The sequence below is a fragment of the Marivirga sp. genome, from assembly GCF_035704835.1.
In the GTDB taxonomy this organism is placed as follows: Bacteria; Bacteroidota; Bacteroidia; order Cytophagales; family Cyclobacteriaceae; genus Marivirga.
This window is the reverse complement of record NZ_DASSWQ010000062.1, coordinates 42,895-61,537: the sequence shown is the minus strand read 5'-3', so window position 1 is coordinate 61,537 and position 18,643 is coordinate 42,895. Positions and strand designations below refer to the sequence as shown.

The 18,643-nt window shown below is 35.2% G+C and carries 13 protein-coding genes; 7 read left to right on the top strand and 6 right to left on the bottom strand.

The window, feature by feature from the left end; genetic code table 11:
- Nucleotides 1-703 precede the first annotated feature (703 nt).
- The gene (locus VFM92_RS09740) at nt 704-1,240 is read left to right on the top strand and encodes a ferritin (RefSeq protein ID WP_325122026.1); all 537 of its coding nucleotides are present in this window, start codon (nt 704-706) and stop codon (nt 1,238-1,240) included.
- A gap of 207 nt (nt 1,241-1,447) precedes the next feature.
- Here the strand turns inward: VFM92_RS09740 and VFM92_RS09735 are convergent, their stop codons facing one another.
- From VFM92_RS09735 to VFM92_RS09710, 6 genes are all read right to left on the bottom strand, one after another.
- Nucleotides 1,448-2,284, bottom strand: coding sequence for a hypothetical protein (locus tag VFM92_RS09735; protein WP_325122025.1), 837 nt, complete (start codon nt 2,282-2,284; stop codon nt 1,448-1,450).
- A gap of 126 nt (nt 2,285-2,410) precedes the next feature.
- Nucleotides 2,411-3,259 carry a hypothetical protein gene (locus VFM92_RS09730; protein ID WP_325122024.1) on the bottom strand — a complete coding sequence of 283 codons (849 nt, stop codon included), beginning with the start codon at nt 3,257-3,259 and terminating at the stop codon, nt 2,411-2,413.
- Between the two features lie 733 nt (nt 3,260-3,992).
- Entirely contained in the window at nt 3,993-4,820 is an 828-nt protein-coding gene (locus VFM92_RS09725; protein ID WP_325122023.1) for a lysophospholipase, read from the bottom strand.
- A 13-nt stretch (nt 4,821-4,833) separates the two neighbouring features.
- Complete coding sequence (locus VFM92_RS09720) at nt 4,834-5,565, bottom strand: MIP/aquaporin family protein (protein ID WP_325122022.1); 732 nt, start codon at nt 5,563-5,565, stop codon at nt 4,834-4,836.
- A gap of 6 nt (nt 5,566-5,571) precedes the next feature.
- Complete coding sequence (glpK, locus tag VFM92_RS09715) at nt 5,572-7,071, bottom strand: glycerol kinase GlpK (RefSeq protein WP_325122021.1); 1,500 nt, start codon at nt 7,069-7,071, stop codon at nt 5,572-5,574.
- A 673-nt stretch (nt 7,072-7,744) separates the two neighbouring features.
- Complete coding sequence (locus tag VFM92_RS09710) at nt 7,745-9,310, bottom strand: glycerol-3-phosphate dehydrogenase/oxidase (protein ID WP_325122020.1); 1,566 nt, start codon at nt 9,308-9,310, stop codon at nt 7,745-7,747.
- Between the two features lie 134 nt (nt 9,311-9,444).
- Between VFM92_RS09710 and VFM92_RS09705 the strand changes: the two genes are divergently transcribed.
- From VFM92_RS09705 to VFM92_RS09680, 6 genes are all read left to right on the top strand, one after another.
- Nucleotides 9,445-10,206: a DeoR/GlpR family DNA-binding transcription regulator gene (locus tag VFM92_RS09705; protein WP_325122019.1), complete on the top strand. Its 762-nt coding sequence runs from the start codon at nt 9,445-9,447 to the stop codon at nt 10,204-10,206.
- A 100-nt stretch (nt 10,207-10,306) separates the two neighbouring features.
- Nucleotides 10,307-13,048 (top strand): hypothetical protein, encoded by a 2,742-nt coding sequence (locus VFM92_RS09700; protein ID WP_325122018.1) that lies wholly within the window; start codon nt 10,307-10,309, stop codon nt 13,046-13,048.
- A 2-nt stretch (nt 13,049-13,050) separates the two neighbouring features.
- Nucleotides 13,051-14,664 carry a mechanosensitive ion channel family protein gene (locus VFM92_RS09695; protein WP_325122017.1) on the top strand — a complete coding sequence of 538 codons (1,614 nt, stop codon included), beginning with the start codon at nt 13,051-13,053 and terminating at the stop codon, nt 14,662-14,664.
- Between the two features lie 37 nt (nt 14,665-14,701).
- Nucleotides 14,702-15,859 (top strand): cystathionine gamma-synthase, encoded by a 1,158-nt coding sequence (locus VFM92_RS09690; RefSeq protein WP_325122016.1) that lies wholly within the window; start codon nt 14,702-14,704, stop codon nt 15,857-15,859.
- A 6-nt stretch (nt 15,860-15,865) separates the two neighbouring features.
- Nucleotides 15,866-17,551 (top strand): 1-acyl-sn-glycerol-3-phosphate acyltransferase, encoded by a 1,686-nt coding sequence (locus VFM92_RS09685; protein ID WP_325122015.1) that lies wholly within the window; start codon nt 15,866-15,868, stop codon nt 17,549-17,551.
- Nucleotides 17,529-18,584 (top strand): NAD(P)H-dependent glycerol-3-phosphate dehydrogenase, encoded by a 1,056-nt coding sequence (locus tag VFM92_RS09680; RefSeq protein ID WP_325122014.1) that lies wholly within the window; start codon nt 17,529-17,531, stop codon nt 18,582-18,584. The genes VFM92_RS09685 and VFM92_RS09680 overlap by 23 nt, the downstream gene beginning before the upstream one ends.
- Nucleotides 18,585-18,643 lie beyond the last annotated feature (59 nt).

The window sequence follows — 18,643 nt, the reverse complement described above, 5'->3', positions numbered from 1 at the left end:
GAGCTTTTTTAATGGGTTTCATGCATCAATATTTGCAAGGTTTCTGTCAGAAAAATACGAAAACTTGCAAAAAAATCAAAGCTTTTTATTAATTAAATAATTGATAATCAATGTATTAAATAGTTTTTAAGGGTCGACTATATAACTAGATTTTATTTTCCCAGTCAACACCTTTAAATTTCTCGAGCAACACCCCTATAATCCCCTCAAGGGGATAGCCCTCACAGATTTAAATTATTAGAGAATTTTAAGTTTTATAACTTTTCGTCAATTATCAAGCAAAAAAATGATAAGGTGATACATTAATTCAAATCAAAGAATAAAGTGTGATTCCGTGCGACTCCCCCCTAGAGGGGGGCTAAGGGGGGTGTTGCAATATCAGTTCAATGACTGCGAGGACTTGACAAAAAAGAAACAACGCCATAGGCATTCCTTTTGGAAAAGTCTCGACAACCCGTCAGCTGGCAGACCACACTTAAATTCAGCACCTTCCTTGCCTTCCTGCCTGCGCAGGCAGGTTTGTCCTCCTTCCCACCCTCTTCGAGCTAATATTATTTGATTTTGATAGTTTTTAGTAATTAATCAAGAGCACCCTATTTATACTGAATCCATATTTAGAGGAAATCCAATTTCAGATTACATTTTGAATTAACTTATTTCTGAAATATTGTGTTACTTGCAATAATTAAAAAAATAGACAATTATGAAGGATTTAATAACACCTAATAGATCATTAGCAGAAACCACAGAAAAGAAATTAAATGAGCAGATTGAAATGGAAGGAAAATCTTCTGCTTATTACCTATCCATGGCTTCTTGGTGTGAAACTAAAGGCTATGTAAACTCTGCAAAATTTTTGTATGACCATTCCGATGAAGAGCGAGGTCATATGCTGAAATTATTTAGCTATATCAATGAAGCGGGTGGACATGCAAGACAACCTGCTATTAGCGAAATCAGACATGAATTCAACAGTTTGAGGGAAGTTTTCGAACTGATTTTGGAACATGAAATCAAGGTAACCAAATCAATTCATGAGTTGGTAGACCATTGCTTTAGCACTAAAGACTTTACCACTTTCAATTTCTTGCAATGGTTTGTAACCGAACAAAGAGAAGAAGAAACCATTTCAAGAAGAGCCTTGGAGATATTCGATATCATAGGTGAGGAAGGCATGGGCTTATGGCATATCGATATCGAGCTTGGAAAACTGCATGGTATTGATACTGCAGAAGAATAAAATTGAAAAACCTCAAGTTGAACAAAGACTTGAGGTTTTTTTTCATAAACCAATCTAAAATTATAAACTGCATTGGTTTCGCCAGAATTAATATTAGTACCTCTTGATTGATTATCCTTTTAGTTTTTTCTTTGATGTGTGACTCAAATTGGGTTGGATGAATTATTATACTACACCATACGGAGCATGGCGGGAACGGGAGCAATTTCAATAATTATTTACTATTTCAACATATCGTTTACTAATCCAACCAAGATGCATTAAACTTCTCCATTCACTCGGTCTTTTACTATTTCTGTCATCTGTGTGGAAATAACCATCTTCTATTGAAGGCGTGTCAACGGAAACAAAAATCCAAGTGCGACCAGTTTCATCTACTGCTTCTGCAAAAACTGTAGCTAAGCTTCCTTCCTCCAATTCAGCTATTACATTATCTTCTTGAATGACAGGGGAAGACCTTAACCTATATTTTGGATTCAAAATTCTAATCGTATAATTAGCAACTTGTTGCTTCGGAAATTTAAAGTTGTAATGATATGTTATTACTTCATTATTTACCATTTTGTAGTCGCCAAAAAACGGGAAAAATGACAAAGTGCTATACTTAGTAGGTATTGGACTACTTGATTCTAAATGGGTAACTATACTGAATTGAGTTATATCTCCAAGACTTTTGATATTGCTTAACCTGCCGTTTATTCTCTCTTTGTTTATCAAACTATCTCCATTATTAAGATAAATTGAAAGTCCGTAATCCACGCCATTGAAATAAATTAGTGCTAAGTCAATTAATCCATCTTTATTAAGGTCACAGAAATGATGTTCACTGTCACTTTTAGCATCGGTAAAAGAGCCAATCTTATAATATTGAGTTTTATTCTTTAAATGCTGAATTTCCGAATCCGTAATATTTGATTCAATCTTTGACCAGTCCAAATGATCTTTAAAATCTTCGCTGCTATTAAGAAATTCGCTCAGATTTTGAGAAAATCCTGTTGAGCAAATGAGGATAAGTATTTTAATTAGAATTAATTGCTTCAGCATAATATCTAACGATTAATCTATGAAATGGTGCCGAATTCGAAGCTCAAACTTATCAAACCGAGATGAAATTAATATGGGATACCAAGCTTTAATAACGCACTTTCCGGCAATTTTTTCTACATATTGTTATAAGGCATTGATTTCTTTTTCTTTATATCCACTTTCTAGCATCTTTTTCAATCTAAAGTTAGACTCAATAGCCCGAATATCACCTTGAGCAATTAGAAAATTATTAAAACTAACAACTTTCATAAGTGTCTTACTAAAGGATTCTTTCCATTGATACATTCTAGCTCTTATAAGGTTTAAATCACATTCATACATTTGATATTCTTTTGAGCTAGCAACTTCTCTAATTGTTGAATTACCATTAAGATACCCTTTTTCTTTTAGGGTGAGCATCTCTAAGATATCACCATATCTATCAACAAGCTTTTTATTCCTCCCCATTTTATAACCTTCAATCTCATTCCAAATAGGAAGCCTCTCGTACTTCTCAATGAAAGATTGGAATAAAGAACTTTCAATGACCTTAACCTCTTTATCTTTATCAAACAAATTAGGTGTTTCTTGATTAATAGGAGGTTGTACTAAGATTGAAAATCCTATTTTTTCATGGTATTTAAAATGTTCTGAAATCCTAATACTTTTATTCCCCTTTGATGCTTTTGGCTTTAAGGTATTATGTTGCTTAAATCTGGAAACAAGGTTTTTACTAAGTCCAATATATAAGATTTCTCTTGATATGTAATCCCAATAACAATAAATACCATTTTTATCGAAAGGGTGCGTGTCAAAAATACCACAGATAACTTTTAAAGATGAATACATTTCTTCCTTATCAGACTCTCCATAAGCATCAGTTAGTATTGTGCCGTAAAGCCCAGAACCTAACATTATCTTATCTAGGAGTTGAAACTCATCGTCAAAATCTGGAAAAAAGTCACGAATATTTTGATTATTAAAATCAAACATCTTTAATTTTTATGGCTACGCATACATATCAACCTAATGGCTTATAACAATTCAAGTGCAACAAAAAACTTGTCACTATCCCAAAAATACTAAATATAGTGACCATTCTATCATCACTATTTCAGTTTTATTGTCCATTTTAACCAAAAAATTAAATAATTATAGGTTTTGGTTGCTGATGAACTTGAAGAATAAATGTAGCAGATTAATTTTAAATTACATCCTAAAAATATAATACTTAATCGAAAAACATAGTGATTTTAAGGCTTGAAATTAGCTTTAGGATGCTGATTCATGACCTATAACCAAATAATATTCTTTCCTGAATACTATCTGCACTTCCTGCAGAATATTATTGTTTCCTGAGTTATTTAACTATTTTCTGATTTGGTAAAGATGCTTCCTGAGTAGTTTTTAGGCCTCCTGAGTAGGGAAAATTTCTTCCTGAGTTTCAGGAATGGCTTAAGGCTATTAATTTAAACTTTGAAGTCTAAGTCTTATCAATCCTGAAAATAACCTTGGTTATTTTCCTTTGTGTTCTTTGTTACTTTTGTGGTTATAATTTGCAACTGTTAATAAAAAAGCTGACTTCGATATTTACCACAACTTGTCCCGTATTCATCGGGAACAGAGACAAAACCTGCCTGCGGCAGGCAGGGAAAACAAAAGGATTTTCGCTAAAGCGAAAATTTACTCTTTTTCACATTAGCAAAGGATTTAAAATCTATTGAATTTAATTATCATCCATCCACTCCAAAACATCCCCCATCAAATTCTTAAAATCCACATCATGATGGATTTCGTGTTTTGATTTTGGATAGCTTTTGAAAGTAAATAAGTTGCTATCCTTGGCAAAATCAGCCGTGGCATCATGTGAAATGATTTTATCCTGCTGTCCGTGGGCTAAAAAAATGGGATGCTTAAATTTATGGATATTGTGTATTAGGTATTCCCCTCCTTTTGTAATGGAAGTAAATAGTTTTGCAGAAATTTTACTGTGAACAAGTGGGTCGTTTTTATACTTCTCAACCTCCTCTTTTATACCTGAAATATCTTCTGCTTTTAGTCCTGTTGACTGGATTAATCCTGGAATTACATCTGCCACCCAATTGCCTAGGTTCACTTTCCATTTAGGTGGGGCAAAAGCCAATTTAATCCAAGGGGAAGTGGCAATTCCTCCCTTAATTTCATTTGACAGGTCTTTCGCCAGATAATTCAGCACTATATTTCCACCCATACTATGGCCATATAGATATAAATCAGCATTCAAATAATCTACCCTAACAAATCGGATAAAATATTCGATATCAGTCAAAAGCTGCTCCATGCTAGATGCATGTCCTTTCTTGCCTTCAGAATTTCCATGACCTCTTAAAGTCAAAGCAAAAACATTGATTCCTTTTTCATTGAAATATTCAGCTACTTTTTGAAATCTACCAGCATGCTCTCCATGTCCATGAACTATCAAAATAATCTTCTTTGGATTATCTGATTGAATATATTTTTGTACTTCTAATGATAAATTATCTGAGGTTTTGAAATGCGTGATTTTCTTTTCCATGGAGGAATTTAAATTAATTCAATACGATATAAATAAAAGCTGCAAAGGCTGCTCCGCTTAATGGCCCAAAAATTGGAATCCAACTGTATGCCCAATCGCTCTCTCCCTTGCCTTTGATGGGTAAAATTTGATGCATTATTCTTGGTCCTAAATCCCGAGCAGGATTTATGGCATAACCTGTTGTTCCGCCCAATCCTAAGCCTATTCCCCATACCAAAATAGCTACGGGCAATGCTCCCAAATCCCCCAAACCTATTGGCGTGCCATTTATATCCATCAGTTGCGGTGGGGTAGAAAATAGAATCACTATAATGAGAACAAATGTCCCGATAAACTCAGAAATAAAATTGGTTTTTACATCCCGAATGGCTGGAGCTGTGGCAAAAGGCGCAAATAGTAAACCTTTATCATCAGTAGCTTCAAAATGTCTTTGATAAATCAGCCATGCACAAAAAGAACCAAAAGCTGCTCCCAAAATCTGCGCAGGAATATAAATCCATAACAAATCCCAAGCGAAATCTCCAGTTATGGCCAAGGCCAGACTTACAGCTGGATTGATATGTGCACCGCTGTGAGGACCAGCGACTACTACTGCTATAAATACTCCAAAAGCCCAGGCTGTGGTGATGACCATCCAGCCAGAACCCGCTCCTTTAGTTTTGGGCAAAACCACATTGGCTACAACCCCCGAACCAATTAAAATTAATAAAAAAGTGCCTATAAACTCTGCTACAAAATAGTTCATATGATCTTATGATTCTAACCAATCCTGACTGCGGTCAACAGCCTTGTGCCAAAAATGCAATAATTTTTTCACTTCCTCTTTATCCATTTCAGGATTATAGGATTGCTCAGCTTCCCAAAGTGATTGCAAAGCATCTATATCTTTCCAATAGCCCACTGCCAAACCTGCTAAAAATGCAGCTCCAACCGCAGTTGTCTCTGTTATTTTTGGTCGAGTTATCGTGCAATCCACCAAATCAGATTGAAATTGCATGAGAAAATTATTTTCTGATGCTCCTCCGTCTACTCTCATTTCTTGTGTTTTATGTCCAGCATCTTTTTCCATAGCTGTTAATACATCATTTACTTGATAGGCTATGGCTTCTAATGCTGCGCGAGCCATATGGGCTTTAGTAGTTCCTCTCGTGATTCCGAAAAATGCTCCCCTAGCATCCTGATTCCAGTATGGCGCCCCTAATCCTGTCAAAGCAGGGACAAAATAAACCCCTTCATTATCTTTCAAGGAAGTGGCCAATGCTTCAGATTCACTTGCTTTGCGGAAGAGTTCTAATCCATCTCTTAACCATTGAATGGCTGCTCCGCCTATGAAAACACTGCCTTCCAAAGCATATTGTACCTTATCTCCTATCTGCCAGGCAATGGTAGTCAATAATTTATTTTTGGATTTCACGGGTTCATCACCTGTGTTCATCACTAAAAAGCAACCGGTACCATAGGTAGTTTTTGCCATTCCTTTTTCAGAGCAAAGTTGTCCGAAAAGTGCAGCTTGTTGGTCACCAGCGATTCCTGCAATTGGAATTTTGTGCGAGAATAAATCGCCAGCGGTAGTGCAATAAACTTCACTGCTTGACTTTACTTCTGGCAACATAGATTCAGGGATCTCAAATAAATCCAGCAATTCTTTATCCCATTTTTTCTCATGAATATTGAAAATCATGGTTCGGCTGGCATTGGTAATATCTGTATAATGATGTTTGCCTGAAGTCAATTTATAAACCAACCAGCTGTCTACCGTACCGAAACACAACTCTCCATTTTCAGCTTTTGCCCTTGCTCCTTCTACATTATCCAAAATCCATTTAATCTTAGTGGCAGAAAAATAGGCATCAATGATTAAGCCTGTTTTATCATTGAGCTTATCGGATAAGCCTTTCTTTTTCAATTCATTGCAATAATTTGAAGTTCGTCTATCCTGCCAGACAATAGCTTTATGGATAGGCTTTCCAGATTTTCTATCCCAAACTATGGTCGTTTCTCTTTGATTGGTTATACCTATTCCAGCAATTTGATTAGGCGTTATGTTTGCTTTTGTGATGGTTTCAGTGGCGACAGAAGCTTGGGAAGTCCAAATTTCATTAGCATCATGTTCCACCCAGCCTGATTGCGGAAAAAACTGTTCAAATTCCTTTTGGGCCACTGCTACTATTTCAGCTTTTTCATTAAATAAAATCGCTCGTGAACTGGTGGTTCCTTGGTCGAGAGATAAAATATATTGAGGTTTTTCCATAGTTTTCAAATTTAATTAAATAATAGTGTTCATCTACTCAAATTACTATATCAAAACTTGTTCGCAGGCGTCTTTGACGCAAAAAATGTCTCGCAAAGCCGCAGAGACGCAAAGTTTTCGCAAAGAGAAATTTTTGTTATCTCTCTTAAAGTTCAATTCTCAGTCAAAGGTATACCAGCCTCTCTATACTATCAATTTAAGATGAAGCCTCTTCTTTTAAACCAGTCCTAAAAATAACCTTGGTTATTTTCCTTTGTGTTCTATTGTCTCTTTTGTGGTGGAAATTTGCTAGCGTTGATAAAGATTAACAATCATTCGTTTTTAACCACAAAAGATTCAAAAGAAAACAAAAGTTTTTTCGCTAAAGCGAAAAACTCGTTAAGGAATTTTTTTTAACTTAAATGTATTGAAATTCCCTATAGTTACACCCCTATAGTCCCCTCAAGGGGACAGTTTCACGGATTTATTTAAGCAATTAACAAGAATTTTCATCAATTCTTTAACCCAAGAAAAAATAACAAAATAAATGTCATTCCGTGCGACTCCCCCCTTGAGGGGGGCGAAGGGGGGTGTTCCTATTGACGAAACCCGTAATTCTTTTTCCAAAAGATTCAAAAACCACTTCGATATAAAATTTATCAATATATTTCCAGCTACTAACTAATAAACCCATCTAAGATTCAATCAAATATCGCTTTGCCAATTTATTAAAATCTTTCAATTGCTTTTCAATCCAGGCCTCATCTTTTAGCATTTCTTTTGCCATCAATTCTGCAACTTTAGGTGCCATTTCCATACTTGCTTGGGCATCCAAGAAAAGTATTCTCATTCTTCTGGCTAATACATCCTCCACCTTCATCGCCATTTCATTTCTACATGCAAAAATTACTTCTGCCTGTGTATATGGATATTTTGGGTGCAAAGCTTCATTCCATTGAGGATTTTCTTTCTGCAACGATTTAATTTCATTTCTGTCAGCTCCGTATATCCCTAAATAATCTATTGGCTCTTCTTTGGAATAAGCGTGGATTTTAATATTTGCAGAGGTACTTTCTTGAAGCATTTCTCCCGTTATTTGAGTAAAATACTCTACCGTGTCCTCTCCCATTTTACGGAAGGTAGTCCACTTTCCACCTGTAAGCGTTATCAAATTGCTATCAGACACAATGACTTTATGACTACGGGAAATTTCCTTTGTCTTTTCATTTTCATCTTGTGGTGCAGCGAGTGGTCTTAATCCAGCGTAAACAGAAAGTACATCACTCCTCTGAGGTTTTTTGGTTAAGTACTCTTGAGCGGTTGCTAATACAAAATCAATTTCTTTTTGTAATGCTGCAGGCTCCAATTTTGGTTTCTTTCGCATGGTATCAGTAGTTCCTAAAACCAATTTATCTTGCCAAGGCACTGCGAATAAAACCCGTCCATCGCTCGTTTCAGGAATCATAAGTGCGTCAGTTCCTGATAAGAATGAGCGGTCTAAAACCAAATGAATCCCCTGACTTGGACGAATCATTTTCTTAGCTCCAGGATTATCCAATTGTAAAATTTTATCTGCAAAAACACCAGTAGCATTCACTACCATTTTTGCTATAATATCATAACTATTTTTTGAAAATTGATCCTTAACTGAAAGCCCAGTAATCTTTCCATTATCATCTTTTTTGAGCTCATTTACTTTGAAGTAATTCAAAACAGCCACACCTTTTTCATCGCAGGTCTGTGCTATATTCAAAGCCAGTCGGGCATCATCAAATTGACCATCATGATAAACCACGCCCCCTTTCAAACCTTCTTGCTTGATAGTAGGTAAACGCTCGATGGTTTTTGCTTTTGATATGAATCTGGATTTCCCTAAACTTAATTTCCCCGCCATCCAGTCATACATTTTTAAACCGACTGTATATTTCAATCGGTCGAAAAAAGTATAAATAGGAATTACAAAAGCTTGATTATGTGCCAGATGCGGTGCATTTTTCAGTAATCTTCCTCTTTCCTTTAAAGCTTCAAAAACCAAGAAAACATCTCCTTGCGCTAAATACCGAACTCCCCCGTGCACCAGCTTGGTACTTCTACTACTGGTCCCTTTAGCAAAATCAGATTTTTCAAACAAAGCAACACTCAATCCTCTGGAAACAGCATCTAAAGCAACACCAAGCCCTGAAGAACCTCCACCTATCACTGCAATATCCCAAACTTTATCAGTATCTGAAATTTGCTTTATGTTTTCTTTTCTATCCATTTTGTTTCGTTTTGCTCAAATATAATACTAAAAGAAACATATAAAAATATTTAATAAGCATAATCGTTAATTTTACTTTCTTTTTATTTACTTTTAGTTTCTTTTCATGACTTTTAATTATATTTTTGAATCATATGACAATTGCAGAAAGACATAAATTCATATTAGACCAACTTCAGCGAGAAGGTTTTGTTAGTGTGAGCGAATTAAGTAATTCACTGGAGGTTACTAAAGTAACCATCCGAAAAGACTTAAAATTATTGGAGGATAAAGGTTTGCTTTACCGGTCACATGGGAGTGCTACTCTAGTTTCGCCTTATGTCAACGAAAAACCTGTTGATGAAAAGGAATTGGTGAATGTTGAGGAAAAACAAGCCATTGCTAAAGCTGCTGTAAAATCCTTAAAAATGCATGAAGCCATTATTATTGGCTCAGGAACCACTGTTGGGGCATTTGCTCAAGCTATTCCCAGAAATTCAAATCTAACCGTATTGACTTCTGCCATGAATGTTACCATGGCTTTATTGGACTGTAAGGATATTGAAATCGTACAACTTGGGGGAGTCGTAAGGAAAGGTAGTTCCTCCGTGGTAGGGCATTATGCGGAAGAAATGATGCAAAGTTTTGCCTGTAGTAAATTGTACTTAAGCGTGGATGGCATCAGTTTAGAACATGGGTTCACCACTTCCAATATGATGGAAGCGCATTTGAATGCAAAAATGATTGAATCAGTTCAGAAAACGATCGTTTTGGCTGATGCAAGCAAGTTTGGCAAGAAGGGATTTGGTAAAATTTGCGATTTAGATGATGTAGACCAAATCATTACGAATAAAAGTGCTTCTAAACAATTTATCAATACTTTAGAAGCTAAAGGGATTGAAGTGATTTTAGTATAAGATTGCCTACTCATTCATTACAATATAATTACCGTAAAAATGCCTCCTTAGTTATTAATAATCCTATATTTGCATAGCAACATAAAAATTCAAAATACCTTTGAGAAGAATCTTCATCATACTATTTCTGTTCATATTAATTTTAGCAAGCGGATACGGAATCTATTACTATTGGGATAAACAAAAAAGCTTAGATGCTTGGTCCCTCGTACCCGAAAACACCTTTTTAGTTTATGAAAATAAAAACCTTGTAAGCTCTTGGAATGGAATTCAAGAAAATCCAATTTGGCAGGACCTTCAAAACATTAAATATTTCTCTTCTTTAAAAGAAAATTTTAAAGCATTAGACAGCTTGTCAGGAAATAGCGGAATGTTAGATGATGTTTTCAGGAACAATCAATTACTGATAGGAATGTCTATTATCGCTAATGATGATTTTGATTTTGTATTCTACCAGACCTTGAAAAACACCGAGCAAATTGAAATTATCAAAAAAATTGAATCCAAATTTGAGGATTTCGAAAAAGCTGAAAGGGTTTATAATAATAACACCATCTACGAATTAAAAAGTAAAAATTCTGAAAAAAGGTTTAGCTACGTACTCTTAAGAGGAAATTTCGTAGGGAGCTTTTCCCCTGTTCTAGTGGAGGATGTTATTAGAAACTTGGAAAAAGATGAAGACAATTTTAAAGAAAGCATTGAAGAAGTCTTTAAAATCGCAAATTTTCAAGATGATTTAGGAAATATTTACATCAACTTCAATAGACTTGATAAAATAGTAAAAACATTTACAAATACGAATCAATCAACTCTTTTCAATATCCTATCTCAATTCTCTGAAGGTGCCTTTTTGGATTTATTTTTGGATGGAGATGATTTATATCTGAATGGATTTACCTTCCCTCACGATTCAATTAGTTATCTAAATACTTACAGCAAACAACAGGGGGGAGATGTAACCCTAGAAAATTATTTTCCTTCAAAAACTGCTATTGTCCTCCATGAGAGATTCGATGATGCAAAAGCTTTTCAGGATGAAAAATTTAGATTCTGGAATAAACTGGACAGCGAATTTGAACAAAAAAGAAACTTCATTGCTGAGCAGTACAAAACTGATTTCAGGGAATTCTACCAATTTATGGCCGGTGAAAATGCCCAAGTTGTGTTAAATAGCAATCAAAATTTACCAGAAAACAAAAAGCTCATTTTTATCAAAATGAATGATAAAAATGAAGGCTTGAATAAATTCAATAAGTTGGCAGAAGAGGCAGCACAACTAAATCAAGATACTTTATATTACGAATTTTATGCAGAGAATGAAATAAGGGAATTGGTAATTGAAGATTTTCCTTATTACTTATTGGGCAAAAATTTTAGCGGCTTTTCAAATACATTCTTTACCTCTATTGATGACGTTATGATTATCAGCAATGACATCCAATCATTAAAGGAGTTAATCTTGGATATAGAAACAGAAAATACTTGGGGTAAATCCATTAAAGAAAATCAGTTTATAGAATCTACCCTTCAAGATTCTAATTTGAATATCTTTATTAACCTGCCGCAAGCTTGGTCAATGCTTCTCAGTAATTTGAATGATAAATGGAGAAATAATTTTAAAGAAAACGAATTTCCAATTAAGAATTTTGATATGATGGCTATTCAATTTAGCCATGAAAATGATCGATATTACAGCAATATAGAAATCTTGCATTCTGATAATAAAGTAAATAACGAATTGAAATATTTCGATGAGGTGATGCAAGTTGAAATAGAGGTACCAATCATCAGCAAGCCTTATGTGGTCAAAAACCATAACACTGGCTTATTCGAAACTTTAGTGCAGGATTCAGCCTTCAACCTTCATTTAATTTCAACCAATGGTGATATCATCTGGACAGAACCATTAGGAGCACCAGTCATTGGTGATGTTTTCCAAATGGATTACTATCAAAACAACAAATTGCAATATGCCTTTGCCACGACTGAAAAAGTTTATCTTTTGGATAGAAATGGAATTGCATTGGAGTATTTTCCAAAATCTTATGGTGACGAAAACATTGAAAATCAATATTTTAATGTGATTGATTATGATAAAAGCAAAACCTACCGCTTGCTCCTTGCAAAAGAAAATGGCGATATATATTTGACCAGCAAATATGGCGATTTGCTTGGAGATTGGGATCCATTAAAAATGCGAGATAAAATAGCCGCTATGCCTGAACATATCAGAATTAGAAGTAAGGATTTCATGGTAGTACTTCAAGAAAATGGAACTGTAAAAGTCATGAGCAGAAATGGAGAAATGAAGCCAAACTTCCCAATTAATGTAAATGATAGATTATCCAACAACTTGTTCTTTGAAATTGGAAACAGCTTCGAAACCAGTTATTTAGTAACTATTACCAATGGTGGAGCTTTAGTTAAAATCAGCTTTACAGGACAGATTAAAGAAAAGCAACAGCTTTATATGCCAAATAAAGAGACATTGTTTAAAATAGTGAAGAATGCATCTGAAAGAAGTTACATCCTTGCCAGGCAAGACTTAAGCAGAGTGAGTTTATTAAAACCAACCGGAGAAATGATGTTCGAGAAGGATTATATCAATCAAGATGAAATGGAAATCCAGTATTACGAACTGGCTCCAAATAAAGAAATCGTTGCCGTAACGGATAAAAAACAAGCTTTCACTTATCTTTACACTAGTGAAGGTCAATTAATAAATCAACAACCGATAGAGAGCATAGACGAAATTGCTATGATTTATTACAATAAAGATAATGAAGTTCATGTGTATAAGTGCCATGAAAACACTTTCAGTATTCTAAAATTTAAGATTTAAGAATGAGATACTTTTTAATATTATTTCTATTTTTTACCTATAGTGTTTTTAGCCAAAAAGAAGATGTCAACACATTACCACCCAATAGTCTGGCATCTCCAAAGGCCACAGTCAATACTTTTTTAATAAACTTACAGGAAGATGAATTTCATCCTGAACTTGCTGCAAAAACGCTAAATCCTGAATACATCAAAGGAAAAGATGCCAAACTAATCATTACGCAACTAAAGCAAGTTTTAGATGGTGCAGGTATATTAATAGATATTGACGAAATTCCTGAAAACCCGAACTATGCTGATTCAACCGATAAGCAAAGATACTATTTAGCAGAATTTGAATTCCCTCAAATATATCTTGTAAAAAGCGATGGAAAATGGTATTTCAGCAAAAAAACCATCAATAAAACGCCAGAATTACACCAACAAGTTTATCCTTTTGGAACAGATAAATTAATGAACATTTTGCCCAAAATGGGCACTCAAAAGTTTTTAGGGCTACATGCTTGGCAATATATCAGCATATTGATTCTGATTGTAATCTGTGTTTTAATCCATAAAATACTGAGTTGGTTTTTTGATTTAGTAATCTACCAATTACTAAAAAATAAAGGATACGGGAATATTGCGCCCAATTATATCATGCCAGTCGCAAAACCCTTTAGTTTATTAATTATCGTTGCTATAGTAATTATTCTAATTCCTGTTCTGCAATTACCTATTACTTTCAATCATTATTTTATATTATTACTTAGTGCATTATTACCACTTTTTGGCACTATGATGGCTTATAAATTAGTGGATATTTTGGGTGAGTATATGCTTAAAAAAGCAGCTCAAACGGAAACCACCATGGACGACCAGATTGTCCCAATTGTCAAAAGGATATTGAAAATATTCGTCATCATAATCGGTTTCCTTTACATCCTCAACAATTTAAGGTTCGATATTACAGCTCTTCTTGCTGGTATCTCCATTGGTGGTTTGGCATTTGCATTAGCGGCACAAGATACTATCAAAAACTTCTTCGGTTCATTAATGATTCTGTTTGACAAGCCCTTCCAAATTGGAGATTGGGTGACTGCAGGCGATATTGATGGAACGGTTGAAGAAGTTGGCTTTCGTTCTACGAGAGTCAGGACTTTTCGAAATTCATTGATTACCGTACCTAATGGCAAGTTAGCCGATATGGCCGTAGATAATCATGGCTTGAGGAAGTACAGAAGATTTTCTACCACGATTACCATAACCTATGATACCCCTCCTCACCTCATAGAAGCTTTCACGGAAGGATTAAAAAATATAGTGGAGGAGCATCCAAAAACTTGGAAAGAATTCTACAATATCTATTTCAACAATATGTCTGCCTATTCTTTAGACATCATGTTTTATATTTTCTTTGATGTGCCGACTTGGGGTGAAGAATTAAAATATAAAGAAGAAATTTTACTGAGTATAATGAAATTAGCCAGACAATTAGGAATCAATTTCGCTTTCCCTACGCAAACTTTGCATATGGAAAACTTCCCTGGGCAGCCCTCGTTATCTCCAGAATACCAGGAAAAGAACCAGGTGACTGAAAAGTTGAAAAACTTTTTCCCACCTTCAAATCCAAAATAAATTCTAATTTTAAAGCATCAATTAAAAATAGATACTTATGAGTAAGTCTAATAAATACAGATTTGGCACCAAAGCCATACATGCTGGTGTTGAGCCCGACTCAGCAACTGGGGCCATTATGACTCCTATTTATCAGACCTCAACATACGTTCAATCAGCACCGGGAGAGCACAAAGGATATGAATATAGCCGCTCTCAAAACCCTACCCGTAAAGCGTTGGAAAACAGCATTGCAGCTTTAGAAAATGCTGAATATGGTCACTGCTTTGCTTCAGGATTAGCTGCTATAGATGCAGTTATTAAAACATTAAAACCAGGAGATGAAGTAATCAGCACAAACGACCTTTACGGAGGTTCCTACAGAATCTTCACTAAGATTTTTCAGGATTTTGGTATTCATTTTCATTTTATTGATATGTCTACGGCTTCGAATATCGAAAAGCATATGACAGAAAAAACCAAATTGATTTGGGTGGAAACCCCAACTAACCCCATGATGAATATCATCGACATTAAAGCTGCTGCCGATATCGCAAAAAAACATAAAGTGCTACTTTGTGTAGATAACACCTTTTCTACTCCTTATTTACAAAATCCATTGGATTTAGGTGCTGACTTGGTGATGCATTCCTTAACAAAGTACATAGCCGGACATTCAGATGTAATCATGGGTGCATTAGCTACAAACAATAAAGATCTATCTGAGAAATTAGCATTTATTCAAAAGGCAAGTGGGGCTGTCCCAGGACCGCAAGACTGTTTCTTAGTTTTAAGAGGAATCAAAACATTGCATCTCAGAATGCAAAGACATTGCGAGAATGGTTCAGGCGTAGCAAATTTTTTAAAGACACACCCAAAAGTAGATAAAGTATTATGGCCAGGTTTTAAATCACATCCTAACCATGAAATTGCAAGCAGGCAAATGCATGATTTTGGTGGAATGATTTCCTTCTCCTTAAAAGAAAATACGAAAGCAGCAGCTACTGAAATATTAAGGAAATTTGAATTATTCACTTTAGCAGAATCTTTAGGCGGAGTTGAATCCTTAAGTGGTCATCCGGCCACTATGACTCATGCCAGCATTCCAAAAGCCGAGCGCGATAAAATAGGACTTTCCGACTCACTAATTCGATTAAGCGTTGGAGTGGAAGATTTAGAGGATTTAATTCAAGATTTAAAACAAGCCTTATCATAAATTGAAATGAAGCTCAAGCGCTACAGAAGCAAACGTAAATACGAACCAATTTTACCAGGACCACGCGAATGGCCTGTGGTACAATTAAGCCGTAATAGAAAAGAATTTCTCAAAGAAGTAGTGGAAGAAGCTTATAGGCGTATTAAAAGTAATACTAGAAATAAAACGGCCTTAATAGAAGAATTAGAAACTACCCTATACAAGGAAAAAGCTAGAATCAGACAAACTCCTTGGAAAGTAGACCCAGATGATGAACATCAATTCTGGGGAAAAGTAAAAGATGAATTATTGGAAATTTCCCAGCAAAAAGCTAAGGATGAAGAGAAAGCCAATAAAATTCTTCTTAGCATAATTGAGCGCTATGCTGAAGAAATTGCAGGGAATTTCAACACCAGTCACTACCGATTTGCACGGGGAGTCATCACTTTTGGATTTAACAGGTTACTTAATGCTGCTCGGGTAAAAAAATTAGGTGGATTTTGGAGTAATCAGCTCACACTAGATGATAAAATCCAAATTAATGGAGAGGTTGAAAAACTACGTGCATTAGCAAAAATAGGAACGGTGGTAATGGTACCTACCCATTCTAGCAACCTTGATTCTATCTTGATTGGATGGGTTATTTATACCTTAGGTTTGCCACCAGTTATTTATGGTGCTGGGCTCAACCTTTTCAATATCAGCGTTATATCTTATTTCATGAACAGCTTAGGTGCCTACAAAGTAGATAGGCGGAAAAAGAATATGATTTACCTGGAAACCCTTAAATCCTATTCCGCTTTAGCTTTGAAAAAAGGATGTCAAAGTTTGTTTTTTCCTGGGGGTACTCGCTCAAGAGATGGAAAAGTGGAAAAAGAATTGAAATTAGGGCTATTAGGAACTGCAATAGAAGCGCAAAGATCTAATTACCAAGAACATGGACATGAGTCTGAAAAAATATTTATAGTTCCTGCAAGTTTGAATTATCACTTTGTGCTAGAGGCGCCCAGCCTCATACGCCAATATTTAGAAAAGCGTGGTCAAGAGCGCTACTATGTAGAAAATGATGAATTTTCTTCCTCTTATAAAATCGTCACTTTCCTCTTTAAATTCTTTACAAAGGGCTCGGATATATCTGTTTCCATTGGCGAACCTATGGATATTCTAGGAAACAAGGTGGATGCAGAAGGAAGAAGTTTCGATTCAACAGGAAGGCAGATTGAACCAAAGGATTATTTTGTTTTCCAAGATAAAATTACGGTAAACAAACAACGGGAAGCAGAATACACACGGATGCTTTCTAAAAAAATTGTGGAGCAATACAGCAAAATCGCAAGGGTTTTTTCCAGCCATTTAATTGCTTTCGTTGCTTTTGAAATGATTAATAAGAAAAATAAAAAACTGGACTTATTCTCATTATTACGATTACCAGAAGAAGACTTAATCATCAATTTTAGCGAATTCAAAACTACCTGTCAGAGAATAAAAAATAAAATTGAGGAAAGGATTAAGGAAGGTAGAATGTCTCAGGCAGAACACATGGATGATAACATTAATAATATCATTGAACATGGCTTGTTAAATTTAGGAATGTATCATTCTAAAAGACCATTGATTAAAACAAAAGAAGGTGATATAACCACCATGGATATGAATCTTCTATATTTTTACAGAAACAGATTAGACGGATATGGGCTCGAAAAACACATTTGATAAGCCAATAGGTGTTGTTGGTGCGGGTAGTTTCGGACTTTCAGTAGCTAATCTTTTGGCTGAAAATTCGGAAGTGCTTCTTTATGCCAGAAATCCTGAAGCACTAGAGAACATAAACAAAAAAAGAGAATGGAACAGCTATCCAATTCATAAAAATGTAAAAGCGATTGATGATTTAGAACAATTAGCTAATACTTGTGATATCATTTTCCCAGTTGTTCCATCAGCAAATTTTCGGGAAATGATGAAAAGTCTTTCACCGTATCTTTATCCATATCACATTCTAATACATGGAACAAAGGGCTTAAACCTAAATCTACCAAATGGAAAAAGCTTAGCAGATATGCAATTGCTTGAAAGGCATCATATCAAGACCATGAGCGAGGTTATTATGGATGAAAGCGTGGTGGTAAGGATTGGTTGTCTTGCAGGCCCTAATTTAGCAAAAGAGATTGCCCAAGGACTTCCAGCTGCAACAGTTGTAGCCAGCCCTTTCAATGAAGTTATCCAAATTGGACAGCAATTGCTCCGAAGTGATAGGTTTCAAGTTTATGGAAATCCTGATTTAATAGGAATTGAACTTTGTGGCGTATTAAAAAATATTATTGCCATCGCTTCTGGTGCCTTAACAGGTTTAGGACTTGGTGAAAATGCTCGATCGTTGTTGATTAGCAGAGGAATGGCAGAGATGATTTATTTAGGTAAAGCATTAGGCGGAGATGTTCGTTCTTTTATAGGATTAGCTGGAATAGGCGATTTGATGGCTACCTCCCACTCCACTTTAAGTAGAAATTTCACGGTAGGAAGAAGATTGGCAGAAGGTGAAACCATAGAAAATATATTAGCTGACATGCAGGAAGTTGCAGAAGGTGTAAATACTATTATGATTGCCAAAAAAATTTCAGAAAGTTTCAACGTTAGAGCACCTATAACCGAAATACTCCATAGAGTGCTATTTGAAGGACTTACTATGGAAGAAGCCGTACAATATCTGATGAAATACCCGCTTAATGTAGATGTAGATTTTATATAAATCGTATTAAAGCAAATTAAAAATCCATTCAATTTCTCATATAAAATTTTATCTTTGTG